The 13,024-nt window shown below is 51.9% G+C and carries 12 protein-coding genes; 11 read left to right on the forward strand and 1 reads right to left on the reverse strand.

Translation table 11 applies throughout. From position 1 onward, the window contains the following. Window positions 1–2 precede the first annotated feature (2 nt). The 11 genes from gspF (at window position 3) to ACXAFI_RS08480 (ending at window position 9,596) form a co-directional block, all read left to right on the forward strand. Window positions 3–1,220 (forward strand): type II secretion system inner membrane protein GspF, encoded by a 1,218-nt coding sequence (gene gspF, locus ACXAFI_RS08430; RefSeq protein WP_152453652.1) that lies wholly within the window; start codon window positions 3–5, stop codon window positions 1,218–1,220. Window positions 1,221–1,486: 266 nt separating this feature from the next. Beyond that, window positions 1,487–1,915, forward strand: a complete 429-nt coding sequence (gene gspG, locus ACXAFI_RS08435; RefSeq protein ID WP_475108441.1) for a type II secretion system major pseudopilin GspG — start codon at window positions 1,487–1,489, stop codon at window positions 1,913–1,915. A 20-nt stretch (window positions 1,916–1,935) separates the two neighbouring features. Next, entirely contained in the window at window positions 1,936–2,523 is a 588-nt protein-coding gene (locus tag ACXAFI_RS08440) for a prepilin-type N-terminal cleavage/methylation domain-containing protein (RefSeq protein WP_152453650.1), read from the forward strand. After that, the gene (gene gspI / locus ACXAFI_RS08445) at window positions 2,513–2,896 is read left to right on the forward strand and encodes a type II secretion system minor pseudopilin GspI (protein WP_152453649.1); all 384 of its coding nucleotides are present in this window, start codon (window positions 2,513–2,515) and stop codon (window positions 2,894–2,896) included. The genes ACXAFI_RS08440 and gspI overlap by 11 nt, the downstream gene beginning before the upstream one ends. A 5-nt stretch (window positions 2,897–2,901) precedes the next feature. Continuing rightward, window positions 2,902–3,630: a type II secretion system minor pseudopilin GspJ gene (gene gspJ, locus ACXAFI_RS08450; RefSeq protein ID WP_475108442.1), complete on the forward strand. Its 729-nt coding sequence runs from the start codon at window positions 2,902–2,904 to the stop codon at window positions 3,628–3,630. Beyond that, window positions 3,627–4,643: a type II secretion system minor pseudopilin GspK gene (gene gspK / locus ACXAFI_RS08455; RefSeq protein ID WP_475108443.1), complete on the forward strand. Its 1,017-nt coding sequence runs from the start codon at window positions 3,627–3,629 to the stop codon at window positions 4,641–4,643. Before gspJ ends, gspK begins: the two co-directional genes overlap by 4 nt. 13 nt (window positions 4,644–4,656) lie before the next feature. Beyond that, window positions 4,657–6,000: a type II secretion system protein GspL gene (gene gspL / locus ACXAFI_RS08460; protein ID WP_475108444.1), complete on the forward strand. Its 1,344-nt coding sequence runs from the start codon at window positions 4,657–4,659 to the stop codon at window positions 5,998–6,000. 43 nt (window positions 6,001–6,043) lie between these two features. Further along, window positions 6,044–6,529: a type II secretion system protein GspM gene (gene gspM / locus ACXAFI_RS08465; protein WP_444922210.1), complete on the forward strand. Its 486-nt coding sequence runs from the start codon at window positions 6,044–6,046 to the stop codon at window positions 6,527–6,529. Between the two features lie 226 nt (window positions 6,530–6,755). Then, entirely contained in the window at window positions 6,756–7,028 is a 273-nt protein-coding gene (locus ACXAFI_RS08470) for an acetyltransferase (RefSeq protein WP_152453644.1), read from the forward strand. A 109-nt stretch (window positions 7,029–7,137) separates the two neighbouring features. Further along, window positions 7,138–7,341 (forward strand): DUF2788 domain-containing protein, encoded by a 204-nt coding sequence (locus ACXAFI_RS08475; RefSeq protein WP_152453643.1) that lies wholly within the window; start codon window positions 7,138–7,140, stop codon window positions 7,339–7,341. A gap of 44 nt (window positions 7,342–7,385) precedes the next feature. Beyond that, the gene (locus ACXAFI_RS08480; RefSeq protein WP_475108445.1) at window positions 7,386–9,596 is read left to right on the forward strand and encodes a hybrid sensor histidine kinase/response regulator; all 2,211 of its coding nucleotides are present in this window, start codon (window positions 7,386–7,388) and stop codon (window positions 9,594–9,596) included. Window positions 9,597–9,671: 75 nt separating this feature from the next. Here ACXAFI_RS08480 and ACXAFI_RS08485 read toward each other — a convergent pair whose 3' ends face one another. After that, entirely contained in the window at window positions 9,672–12,809 is a 3,138-nt protein-coding gene (locus tag ACXAFI_RS08485; protein ID WP_475108446.1) for a TonB-dependent receptor, read from the reverse strand. Window positions 12,810–13,024 lie beyond the last annotated feature (215 nt).

A 13,024-nucleotide genomic window follows, 5' to 3' on the forward strand; every position in this document is an offset into this window, starting at 1 on the left:
TAGTGGCAGCATTTGAATACACAGCCCTGGCGGCATCGGGTCGCAAGAGCAAAGGAACCCTCGAGGCGGATAGCGCCCGCTCGGCGCGACAGCAGTTGCGCGCTAAAGGCATGGTGCCTTTGGATGTCGCGCCAGCCGCAGAGCAATCCGAGAAGAGCGCTGGCGCCTTTATGTCCGGAAGCCCCGGGCTCAGTATTAAAAACCTGGCCCTGCTCACCCGCCAGATCGCCACTCTGTTGCGTGCTGGTATTCCTTTGGAGGAAACCCTGGGAGCAATTGCCAATCAGACCCGCAACCAAAAGATCCGGCGTGTAGTGCTGGCAGTGCGCGGTAAGATTCTGGAGGGCCACAGTTTTGCCCAGGCCCTGGGTTGTTTTCCCAAGGCTTTCCCTAAGCTCTACCGGGCTACGGTGGAAGCCGGTGAGCACTCCGGGCACCTGGATGCGGTGCTGGAACGCTTGGGAGACTACACAGAGGGGCAGCAGCAGTTTCGCCAGAAAGTGCAATTGGCACTGATTTACCCCATGGTATTGGTGTTTATCTGTGTCCTCGTGGTTACTGGCCTGATGGTTTATGTGGTGCCGGATGTCATTGAGGTCTTCACAGGCACCGGACAAATTTTGCCGTTGCCCACTCGGATATTGGTATCACTGAGTGACTTTATTGCCGCCTGGGGCTGGCTGGTACCCCCAGCGCTGGGCGCCATTATTGCCGGTGTGGTCATTATGCTGCGCCGCCCCGCGATCAAATTTAAGTTTCACCACCGTTTGTTGGAGCTTCCCGTTATTGGCTGGATGGTGCGCGGTGCGCAAAGTGCGCGCTATGTGGGCACCTTGGCGATCCTAACCGGTAGTAGTGTCCCTCTGGTACAGGCGATGGGTATCGCTCGTGGGGTTATGACCAATGAGTTCTTGAAAGATCGCCTGGAAACTGCGCAGAAAACGGTACGTGAAGGCGGTAGTTTGCACCGGGCTATGGAAGATATTGGCTATTTCCCACCAATGATGATCTATATGATCGCCAGTGGTGAATCTTCCGGCACCCTGGACGAAATGCTGCAGAGGGCCGCGGAGTCCCAGGAGCAAGACCTTCAGGGGGCGGTGACTGCTTTTGTGAGCTTGTTCGAACCGCTAATGTTGCTTGTTATGGCCGCTATCGTACTATTTATCGTAATGGCCATCATGATGCCAATCATGAGCATGAACGAACTGGCTATGTAGAGCTCAAAGTAGTGAAGTCCATAGATTTTGGATGCAGGTTATTTAGGAGGGGAAGATGAAATCCTTACTAAACAGCCGTGGCTTTACCCTACGCGAGGCCTCAAGGGTGCTTATTGGTCTTGGTTTAGTAGGGGTGCTCGGCTTCTTACTGCTTTGAAAATGTAGATAGTCTCTTTTTTACAAAAACTGAATATTTTTAAATTGGGGTCACGATTCCCTTCGTGGCCCTGGGGGTTCCCAGCTTTCAGCTGAACTTGGAGAGAAAAATGCGAAACCTACGTAGAAATGGTGGCTTCACCTTGATTGAAGTCATGGTGGTGATTGTGATCCTTGGTGTTCTCGGCGCCATGGTGGTCCCCAGTGTTTTGGGCAAAACTGGTGAGGCCCGCATGAAGGCCGCTCGTGTTGACCTTCGCGCTATCGAGACCGCCCTCGACATGTACCGCATGGACAACTTCGTTTACCCAAGTTCTGACCAAGGCCTGGAAGCTCTGGTGACACGCCCGTCTGGTTTCCCGGAAGCCAAAAACTGGAATGAACCTTACTTGAAGAAAGCGCCCAAGGATCCTTGGGGTAACGCTTATCAGTACATCAGCCCTGGCAGTAACGGCGCTTTCGACTTGTTCTCTCTGGGTGCCGATGGCAAGCCCGGTGGGGAAGGTGAGGCCGCCGATATTTTCGCGGCTGATCTGTAATCCGGGTCCAATAGCACTCGATGTACAAGCGACTTGCTCTCACGGGGCTCAAGCGTAATCGCGGTTTCACACTGGTCGAGATACTGGTGGTGATTGTAATCATTGCCAGCTTGGCTGGGATGGCCGTGATGTCCCTGGGCAGTTCCGGGGCACGTGTGTGGGAGGGAGAGACTCAGCGTCTCTCCGCCCTGTTACAGCTAGTCGCCGATCGGGCCTTGATCGATAAAGCCCACTACGGTGTCGTTCTTGAACCGGAATCTTATACCGTGGTGCGGTTTGACCCCACTACCATGACTTGGGTAGCGCCCGATATGGCTGCCGCCGGCAGGCGCAGTCAGCGCTTTGCGGCCCATGAATTCCCTGCAATTGTGCGCCTTGAAGTTCTTGAAGAGGCAGAACTCCCTTCAACTCAATCTACCGAGTTTGCCGAAGAGCAGGGCGACGAAGAAAATCTTAAGCCACAGTTCGTTGCCTTATCGAGTGGTGAAGTTCTACCGGTGAAGTTGGCAGTATTCCTAATCGAGGATGGCGACTATGCCCGTGGCGCAACAATTTCCTACAGCAGCCTGTACGGTTTGCAGTTAGAGTGGCAAGCCGATGACCTTTAAGTGCAAGACCATGAATCGCCAGGGTGGTTTTACCCTGGTAGAGGTTTTGATTGCCCTAGTTATCTTTGGGGTAATCGCTGCCAGTGTGTTGCGCACCATGCAGAGCAGTGTCCAGCGCCAGCGGGTAATGGAGGAGCGGCTCGCTGCCAATTGGGTGGCCCAACAGATACTCTCACAAGTTCGTGTGCAAACTCCCTGGCCACCGATTGGTGAGAAAAAGGATGAAGTGTCCTTTGCCGAGAGGGACTGGGAAGTGACTGCAAAGGTGGAGGCGACCAGTGAAGAACGCCTGCGCCATATCATTATTAAAGTGGGTTATCCCGATGCCGAAAATCCAACCCTAACCTTGGATGCCTGGGCGGCGGAGGAGTAGCTTCGATGCAGATTCCCCAAATAAAAGGTCAGTCCGGTTTTACCTTGGTTGAGGTGCTCGTTGTACTGGTACTGGTGGCGATCATCAGTGTCGGCTCGTTTTCCCTTCTGGAGATATTTCACAATACCGATAGCGTTGTTGAGCGACGTGCAGAAGAGTTACGTCGTTTTTCCATGGCGCTCTATCGCCTGGAAGATGACCTGCGCCAGGTTACGGCGCGACCGGTCAAAAATGCCTATACGGGTTATGAGCCGGCTTTTCGCGGTGATCAGGATGAGTTCGAATTTACCCGCCTGGGGGCGGCAAATCTGACCGCCGAACCTCGAGGAGAGCTTCAGCGGCTGGGTTACAGTATCGGTTACCCCGAGAGTGATGAACGCAGCTCCTTTTCGGAAGAGGAAGATACCGGGGCCCTATTGTTGCGCAGTCGCTGGCAGGTTCTGGATCGCGGACCGGATTCAGAACCCATTGTCGAACCACTGCTAACCGGGGTTGAGAGCCTGACTTTGCAGTACTTTGACCCTAATTCTGATGCCTGGGTTGCCCAGTGGCCGCCTTTGGATAGTACCGATCCTTCTGCTGCTGACAGCCGCTTGCCGAAGGCCATAGAGTTTGTATTAATGACTCGCCAGTACGGTGAAATTCGCCGGGTCTTCTCCTTCTCAACGGTAGAGTTCAATCCTCAAGAATCTGATCCTCCCTCAGGCCCTAACCCCCCGGATGATGAAAAATGAGCGGCTCTAAGTCGATAAAGACTTTTCACCGCCAGCGGGGCGTGGCCTTAATTACCGTTTTACTCGTAATGGTGATTGCAATTGCCCTGGTCTCGCACGCCATAACCCGCGACCAGATTTCCATTACCCGAAGTGGCGCTCTTTTGGCCAACACGCAATTGGCCGAGTTTGTCGCCGGTGCCGAAGCCTGGAGTAGGGTCGCGCTGCTCAAGGATTTTGAAGAGGATAAAGACGCGGCGGAGCCCGCCGATCATGCCCTGGAGGCCTGGGCTTCACCAGCGTTGCAGTTCAATCCCGATAACGGAAAAATTCGGATAAATATCAAAGACTTAAACTCCTGCTTCAATGTAAATAATCTGGTTTCCAGCAGTAATGGCAATGACCAGTTTGAAATCTTTCGCAGGCTGGTAAGCAATGTCACGGGGAAATCTGATCTGGCCGGAATTATTGCCGACTGGATGGATGACAACGATACACCGCGCTCTTCCGCAACCGAGGATGATGGCTATCTCGGTAGAGACCTTGCTCACCGCACCCCAGATACCCTGATCAGTGATATATCAGAACTGTCTTCGGTGCAGGAGATGGAATTGGAGGACTGGCAAAAACTGGCCCCATTCCTCTGTGCGCTACCAGAAACCGAGACCAAGATTAATATCAACCTGGCTTCACAGGAGCTCATTGAGGCGGTGGACTCTTCCGCGAGTGTGAGCAAGTTACTGCAGTTTCGTGAATCCGGCGGCATTCTCAGCCAGTCGGGAGATTTATCCTCTTATAACATCACCAAAACCAACCAGTTTATGTTTCACAGCCAGCACTTTCTGGCGCGTATAGCTGTCCAACTCGGAGATAGTGAAGACTATCGCCAGTACTGGGAGACGGCCCTCTGGCTTGATGAGGCAGGGGATGGTGAAGTTAAAGTTGTGCAGCGCCAGCGCCGCACTTTTTCTGGTGCAATGATGCAGGAGTTACTCGACTACGATGGCACCGCAGCGAGTGAAGATAGTAGATAGCCAATAAGATTGTATGTTTAAAAAGAAAAGCGTAAATGAAATCGGCATGCCTGCAGTGCCACCCAAGCCGGCTTTGGTTCTGCTGCGGCTCACTGAAACTAGCGCCAATGGGCTTGCTCTGCATCAATGGGAGGATGGCGTTTGGCGCGAAGCCGCTTTAGACGATCAATTCCTCTCGGCTTTTAATCCAGATTTAGAAGTCTCGGCCGTACCCGACATCCATCCGTCACTGAACCTGCCAGAGGGCAGTAAAGCGCTACTGCTTTTACCCGGTAATTGGGTCTGGAGTGGCGTTGAGTCTATTCCCAAGGCGGCCAGACGCCAGGCCAATGCCATTGGCTATATGGTGGAAGAACAGCTCGCGGAGGATGTGGAAGACCTGCACTTTGTCTGCACACCGCGCAATGGCGATATCTGTAGTATTTATGCGATTTCCAAGGACAAAATGGAAATCTTGCACAGCCAGATTGAGCGGCTCAACTGGCCGTTGGTTGCGGCGCTACCGGAATACTTATTACTGGACCTGTTAGAGAGTGATGTCTCCCTGTGGCTCGATGGAGATCAGGCCCATGTTTGGCAATCGAGCGGCCAGGGATTATCGATCCGCCGTGAGTACCTCCAGCCACTACTTGGCTCCTTGCTCGGAGAGGTTGTATCTGCTGAAGTTGGAGCCGATGCAGAAGGAACCGATGAAGAAGCTGAGGGAAAAAAACTGCTGTTATTGGGCGCTGGCGAAGAGGATGGCCTTGTTGTAGCGGAGCTTGAGTCTCTTTTTGCTGACCGACTACAGATAAATAAGCGCTCTCCTGAAGAAATTTTTCTGGAGCGTTACAAGCCTGGCAAACTCAGCAATTTGCTGAGCGGCGATTACCAGCTAGCCAGCGGCAAAACCGAGTCTGTGTGGTGGGTAAAGCCGGCAAAAGTGGCCGTTTTTTGTTTTGCAGCCCAGCTGCTTTTCTTTGTCGGTGCGGGTGCCTATTACCACTGGCAGGCGGAGCAGGCCGAGGAGCAGGCTCGCGCAATGTTCACAGAGATGTTCCCCAACGTTCGGCCCTCGGCCCAGCTGCGCCGACAACTTAATGGTTTCTTAAAGAGCGCGGGAAACCAGGGCGGCGCCTTTACTACGCATATGCAACAGCTCAGTAAAGTTTGGACTGAGCAACGGGGTAAAGAGCTGCAGCTGCAATCCCTGCGCTTTGATGGCCAGCGCGGTGAAATGGTATTACAGCTGAAAGCGCAAAATCTCTCGGACTTGGACACTTTTGTTAGCAAGCTCTCCGGTAATGGACTGCGTGCTGATCTGCTCGGTGCCAATGAATTGAAGGAAGGCGTTTCCGGACGGGTACGCGTGCGCTAAAGGCACAGGGTAAAAGGCAAAAGAATTTGGTAGTTATAGCAGCATGAAAGAACAAATTGAGCAGTGGAAACAGAAGTGGCAAGCGCTGTCCCCCAGCGATCAACGTGCCCTGACACTCCTTGGCCTGTTCGCAGGCGGAATTTTTATTGTCTACGGCCTGTTCAGTCCGGCCAAAAGCTTTTTCGATGAATCCCGTGCGCGTGCAGAAGACTCGAAAGAGTTGGTTCAATGGATGGAGTCCCAGCGCCCCGTACTCTCCCGCATCCAGCCCAATGGTGGTGGCGGCCAGGCTTCCGGCACCCTGTTACAGCGGGTGACCAATGCGGCCAAGCAAAACCGGGTCACCATTAAGCGTTTTGAGCCTGAGGGAGAGAATCGTATTCGCCTATGGGTTGAAGAAGTACGCTATCAGGATCTTCAACCCTGGTTGAACCAGCTGATGAAAGAGCAGCTGGGTGTTCGCACTATCAACCTGGATGCCCTGCAGGAGCAGGGTATGGTCTCCGCGCGCTTGACTATTGAAGGTTAAGGGTGGCTCTACCAAAGATATAGAGGCGGGGAAAGTCGGAGAGGATAGCTGGCCTTTCTCTGAAGTTCAGAATACGTTCTACCAAAATCCCCCTCTCTACAACAAAGTGCTGTTTTCAGACAAAAAGAAGCTCCTCTATCTCACTTTCTGCCCATTCCCTCTGATTTAGCCAGAATTGTCGCCAAAAGCCCTATACTGAAGTCAGAAAGTGGAAAAGGGTGCCACCATGCTTTTCAAAGATGTAAACACCAAGCACTTGGTTGAAGTGGCCGATGTTGTCACACTCTCCAACCCCTATGAACTGACGGTTGTCGGTCGTTACTTGTGGGGGGAGGAAATTCAAGATCCTGAGGTTTTCGATAAGACAGACCTGTGTTTTCTGTCTGGGGAGCCACTGCCCAGATGTTGGCATGACAGCCGCTATCGTGAGAAGGAGGTTCGACGTTTGCGCTGTGGTACCCACGCCCAGGAGGATGGAGACTATTATCAGGGTGCCTGAACTGCCAGTCATATGAAGTGGTATCCTGACCGAGACTATTTGGCCAAGTCTTACCAGTAGCTGGTAAGCGCTGTACAATGCGCGCCAATTTTTATAAGCGAAGATTTGCATGACTTTTGAGCAGTTTGAAGAGTATTCCCTGTGGTTGGGAATTGGCGCCCTTATCCTATTCATGGTGTTTATCGTCTGGAACCTGGCAAAGGATTCTAAAGCGGGTAGGTTTGGTACCTTTATCCTGTTCACCGCACTGGGCCTTGGATTGCTCGGGTTTATTATAAAAACAGTACTGGTTGAAGTACTTGGGATAGGCTAGGGCCTCTATGTCACCGGATACCCAATGCTCCAGGGAAGGTCGCTATGACATTATTTGATCGCCCTGAACTCAAGGTGCAAAAGGATAGACGCATCTGCCGTGCCACCGATATGCGTATTGCCAAATACAGCCGGCGGGGTATGGTGCTTTCCTTCTGTGCCTTTTTAATCGCGGCCACCATTGGTGACATGCGTCTGGAAGCCCCGCGATTGTTATTGATCCTGGGGGCAGGGCTCGTGGTAATTACGCTGATTCGTGGTTACTACGTATTCCGTTTTGGTCATCTATACAGTTCGGGGCCAAATCGCTGGCGAAATCATTATTTTTTCGTTTCGATTCTCGGCTCCATCTGGTGGGGTCTTACGCTTTTCTATTTTGTCTACCTGATGGGGTTTGCTCCAGAGACCCACTTCCTGTGGATCTACTCCGTTATCTTTTGCTCTAGCGTAACCACGGTATTCTCACCTTATCATCGCTTTCTCACCTGGTTTACGGTGACTTCCCTGCTGCCAGCTGCGCTCATGGCACTCTTTTCCGGCATGATCCTCGGCACTATTTACGGCACCCTGACACTGGCCTTTATCTGGTTGACTGCACACCAGGGGCGGCGAGAGTCAGAAAACTACTGGGAACGGCTGTCGGCGATGCAAGAGCTACAGCAGCGCGCCAGTAGCCTCGCAGCTGCGCGCAAGCACTCGGAAGCGGCAGTTGAATTGACCAATGAATTTATCGCAAACATTGGTCAGGAATTCCGCAGCCAATTGTCTGATGCTTTGGGCGCTCTCTCTTTGCTGGAAGCGGAACCCCTCAGTGAGCGACAAAAAGAGTGGGTAGGGCTGGCAAAAACCGCCAGCAGCCAGCAGCTCAAACTGGTCGATAATGTAGGCCTTTTTACCCGTGTTGCCCGCAAGGACATCCGTATGCGCCAGGGGCCATTTAACCTGGTAAAAACAATTGAGAAGTCTTTCAAATTTGCTGCGCGGGCCGCACACAGCCAGTCCCTGGAATTCAATTTCCAGATTGATGACAGCCTGCCGGTGATGGTCACCGGGGATAACCGCAAGACAGCCCAGCTGATTCGCAATCTGGTGGACTCCGCCACAGGTATCGCCCAACGCGGAGAATTGTGGGGCGAAGTGAGTTTTACCCCAATCACTTCGGTAGAGGGACAACTGAGTATTACCCTGAGAGATGACGGCCGCGGTGAAATCCTGCCCGATGAAAGTGAATTATTCGGTGCCTTTTCCAGGATGGATACCAATCAGGTGACTACAGGCCTCGGCCTCTCCATCGCAAAGGGACTGGCGGAGGCAATGGGGGGCTACCTGCAACTGCATTCCAACCAGGATGGCAATCGCTACCAGGCGGTCGTCAAGTTCAGTATCGAACCCAATCAGCGCACTTACCTCACTCCGGATCGGCGTTTACAAGACAGTGAGATTTTGCTGATTCACCAGAAAGGCCTATTTATTTCCGGTCTGGTTCAGATGTTGCGTTCCTTTGGTATGGATGTGAAATCCCAGCGCTGGTGCGAAGGCTGCGAGTGTGAGGTACAACAGCTGCTTCAGCAGGCGTTGGAACGTGGTCAGCTGGTAATGCTGGTGCCTGCTATGGGGGATGACATACTTTTTGAGTCCGTGACTCCTTTCTTTGAAAAGGCCCATGCCGAAGATCGGGATTGCCCTTTGATATGCCTCGGCGGCTTTGGCCAGAAGTCCACCTTCGCACAACTGCAACGACTTGTTCCTTCGGCGCTGTACCTGGGACGTCCGGTAACCCGTAAAGAGTTACACGATACCCTGGTGGAGAGAATCTTTGGCGGCGCCAAGCGAACCACCCGGCGCGTAGTAAAAGGCGGCGCCGATCAACCGCGGCAATACTCTCTGCTATTAGTGGAAGATTCCCGTCCGCACCAGTGGGTGACGGAGGAAATGTTACAGGCACTTGGATACCAGGTGGATATTGCCAGCGACGGTGAAGAGGCCTTGACGCGTCTGTCAGAAGGGCATTACGACCTGGCTTTGGTCGACTGCCAACAAAATACCGATCACAGTGCCGAGATCATTGAGATGCTGCGCCGCTGGGAAACAGAGCACAGACCCGATGACCGATTGCCAATTGTCGCTCTGACCAGCACTACGGAAGAGCAGTTTGAAGGGCGTTGTTTGGCAGCGGGAATGGATGATTACCTGACCAAACCCTTGAGTAAGGATTTGTTACGGGAGACTTTAGCCCGTTGGTTGGGTAGTGCTTAAATCCGATTGAGCAGGGCTGTCATACTGAGTTGTGAGAATGAAAAAGCCGCGGCAGTTGCCGCGGCTTTTTTGTACTTAGAATTCGTAGCGAATTCCCATACGGGCGCTCCATAGAGAAGCGTCTGTAACGCGGGTTTGACCAGCTGGATCGTTGAATTCGTTAAATACAAAGCGACCCTGCTCATCAATATTCGCATCTACAGCAGCCTGGAAGCGTGGGAAGGCACCCTCGTACATTACTCCCCATTCGTCATTTAGCAGGTTGCCAAGGTTCTCGATAACAAAGAAAGCATTGAGTCTGTCGTCTGCGCGCCAGCCGGGTAGCTCCTGGTCAACACGCAGGTCGAATTTGCTCCACCAATCGCTGCTGAGGGAGTTGCGCTCCATAGTGCCGCTATCTAGGTCTTCAGAATCGACCCATGCGAAGAATGCGTCGGTATCGAAGTCATCCCCAAAGACAACATTGGCATCGTCTAAGCCTGTTGGCACATAGAGCAGACCACGGCCTCGCCCCCCATCACCAAAGATATAATTGGAGAAGGTGTAAGAGTAGGGAACGCCTTCATTTGCGCTACCAAAGAGGGTAAAGCGAGTTTCATATCCGGCAAGAAACTCGCGGGCATAGTCCAACTTCAGAGTAAAACGGTGAGGAACCACGTAGTTGGAAGTTGCCGTGCCTGGATCCTGGGCGTCCACGGTGGCGATAGTCGTGTAGTTAGAATAGGCCACTGAGCTGGTCATAGGGTTCACATCTTCCGCATCGGTATAGGCATAGCCCACCGCTACATTGAGACCGAAGTCGAAAGATTTACTGAGCCCCAATGAGATAACACTGGAATAACCGGAATCACCCTTAACATTGGTGAGCATGTAGTCGCCTCTGCGGCCATTAGCGTTGGCGTAAACAGGCCGGCCATCGGCTGCGGTACTAATCTGCTCTAAAGATAGGTCTTGAATAATGGCTGCATCTTTATAGTCGCTGTAGAGATAGTCTGCAGAGAGTAGATAACCAGACTCAAACTCATAGCTACCGCCAAGTGCATATTTCCAAACTGATGGAACCTCAAAGTCTGGGTCCATCATGTTTACGCCACCTAAAGAGCCGTCTCCACTCGCAACTTGATTGTAGAGGGACTGTGGTACGTCGAAAATTGGAGCGCCGTTACCAGTCCAATCCATATCAAACAAAGGCGTGCCACTGTAATCATTCGCCTCAATTTGTATAACGCCGTTATTGGAGTAGTTGTTGGAAATCCATACGTTCGGATTGCCACCTGAATAGAGGCCAACCCCACCGTGCAGCTCTAGGTTGTCATCGACATTCCAGCTCAAACCTAGTCGGGGTTGCAGTAGATCGAGACCGTCCATGGTGTGTTGGTTGGAGAAGCCATAAGCTGTTTTAAAATCTGTATTGGCTACAGGCTCGTCATCGCTGCTGTAGCGATCGTAGCGCAGGCCCGCGACAACTGTGAGGTCGACGTTGGCAAAAGTGTACTCATCCTGCACGTAGAGAGTGTCGATACCGTATGAAAATTCAGCGGCGGCATCCAGGATATTGTTGGTGCCAGAAGCATTTTCATAGATGATTCGATCGGCAACGCCTTGTTCAAAATTTTCAATACTACTAAAGCGATATTCACCAGCAGCTTCCTGAATAAACAGATTGTAAATATCGAAATTTTCGTGCTCGTAGCCAGCAGTCAGGTTGTGCTCACCCAAAAGCAGTTTGCCGGCGAGTTTAAAGGTCAGGTTATCGTAGCTCAGCTTGTTGGCGTGACGGGAGTCATCTGCACCGAGATAAACAGTAGCATCTGTGTCACTGCCATCGTTGTCATGATCGTAGGAAGTGCTGATTTGCACTTCACCAAAATCAGTCCCCCCCAGGGAAATCTGACGGTTATCCAGCTCGGAATAACCAATCTTCATTTCAGTAGAGAAGATGTCACTCCAGTCTGAAAATAACTGCACGACGTAGGCGTTCAGCTCTGCCCCGCGCTCATAGTAGTGATTGGACAGTTCCAGCTCATCAGGATCGCCATCGGCTTCGGCAATAGAAAAACCATCGTTGTAGTTGTAAGTCAATGCTGCGCGATGGTTTTCAGAAATATTCCAGTCGAACTTGACTAACAGTTTCTCATCTTCTTCCGGAAGACTACTGGGTAAGCTGCCCGGGTTGTAACCGTAGACCTCGTTGGAAATTCGTACAATTTCGTCCAGTTGAGCCTGGGATACGCCCTGGACTTCAGTAGCGGCATTGCTACCAACTGGGCCCCGGTCAAAAGTAGCTACACCATCGAGTTTTTCATAGGCTGCAAAAAAGAAAAGTTTATCCTCGATAATGGCACCGCCAAGGGTTGCGTTGTATCGCTTTTCATCAAACTTGGCGACGTTGATGTCTTCTCCCTCTAACGAGTCCCCGCGAAAACCATCATCGGTATAGTCATAGAAAAAAGAACCGTGCCACTCATTGCTGCCGGACTTGGTCACTGCATTAATATTACAAGCGCTGAAGCCGCCATACTGTACGTCAAAGGGGGCCAGCTCGACCGCTACCTGATCGATAGCGTCATAGGAGAATGGCATACGTTCGGTTGGATAGCCGTTGCTATTCAAACCAAAGTTGTCATTCATACGCACGCCGTCAACAGTCAGGCTGTTGAAGCGAGGGTTGGCTCCCGCACATTGAATGGAATCTGCATTGGCCTCATCAATGTAAACACGCGGGTCAAGGCGAAGCAGATCCTTGATATCACGACCACCAGTCGGTGCACTTTTTAAATCGTCGCTGTTGAAATGGGAAGAGGGGCCCACTGCCAATCGAGAGCTGCTCAAAGCCTGGCCAAGTACGCTGACTTCTTCAAGGCTGGATGAGCCAAGGGTTAGCATTAGGGGCAGGGTATCGCCTACGGACAAGTAGATATCTTCGAGTACTCTTTTCCCTTGGTCGGATTCAACCGTCACTGTGTAGGGGCCGCCAACTCGAAGGCCACTTAAATTAAACTGACCGGACTCTCCCACCTGCGTTGTGCGTCGGCTGTTAGAAGGAGTATGAATTACTGTTACTTTCGCATTGCTGATTACTTCGCCACCATTACCAGTGATCGAACCGCGGATGGCTGCGGCAGTTTCTTGAGCATGAGAGACTTGTGTTGAACCAATCGCGGAGATGATCGCAGCGGATAAGCACATGCGCCGAAAAATTGAAGGTTTCATAACTAAATCCTGGTCTTGAATGAGCCATCAGCGTGGCTTTTAGGGTACTGGTTGTAATCGGCTCCCGAGACGCTTCCCCAGGTCTCGGCCAGTGTGCTTTTTAGCGGGTGAAATTGAAGGGCAGGTTAACGATTTGTTGCAATTTGGTAACAAATTGGTAGGACGGCATTGATGAATACCAATTTGTCACAAATGTTTATTAAGGTAGCGACAAA

It is taken from the genome of Microbulbifer sp. ABH2_005, from assembly GCF_056160005.1.

Coding starts and splice junctions, on each gene's coding strand:
- gspJ (WP_475108442.1), top strand. CDS start 2,902: ATGCAGATTCCCCAAATAAAAGGTCAGTCCGGTTTTACCTTGGTTGAG.
- gspM (WP_444922210.1), top strand. CDS start 6,044: ATGAAAGAACAAATTGAGCAGTGGAAACAGAAGTGGCAAGCGCTGTCC.
- ACXAFI_RS08475 (WP_152453643.1), top strand. CDS start 7,138: ATGACTTTTGAGCAGTTTGAAGAGTATTCCCTGTGGTTGGGAATTGGC.
- gspL (WP_475108444.1), top strand. CDS start 4,657: ATGTTTAAAAAGAAAAGCGTAAATGAAATCGGCATGCCTGCAGTGCCA.
- gspK (WP_475108443.1), top strand. CDS start 3,627: ATGAGCGGCTCTAAGTCGATAAAGACTTTTCACCGCCAGCGGGGCGTG.
- ACXAFI_RS08440 (WP_152453650.1), top strand. CDS start 1,936: ATGTACAAGCGACTTGCTCTCACGGGGCTCAAGCGTAATCGCGGTTTC.
- gspI (WP_152453649.1), top strand. CDS start 2,513: ATGACCTTTAAGTGCAAGACCATGAATCGCCAGGGTGGTTTTACCCTG.
- ACXAFI_RS08470 (WP_152453644.1), top strand. CDS start 6,756: ATGCTTTTCAAAGATGTAAACACCAAGCACTTGGTTGAAGTGGCCGAT.
- ACXAFI_RS08485 (WP_475108446.1), bottom strand. CDS start 12,809: ATGAAACCTTCAATTTTTCGGCGCATGTGCTTATCCGCTGCGATCATC.
- gspG (WP_475108441.1), top strand. CDS start 1,487: ATGCGAAACCTACGTAGAAATGGTGGCTTCACCTTGATTGAAGTCATG.
- ACXAFI_RS08480 (WP_475108445.1), top strand. CDS start 7,386: ATGACATTATTTGATCGCCCTGAACTCAAGGTGCAAAAGGATAGACGC.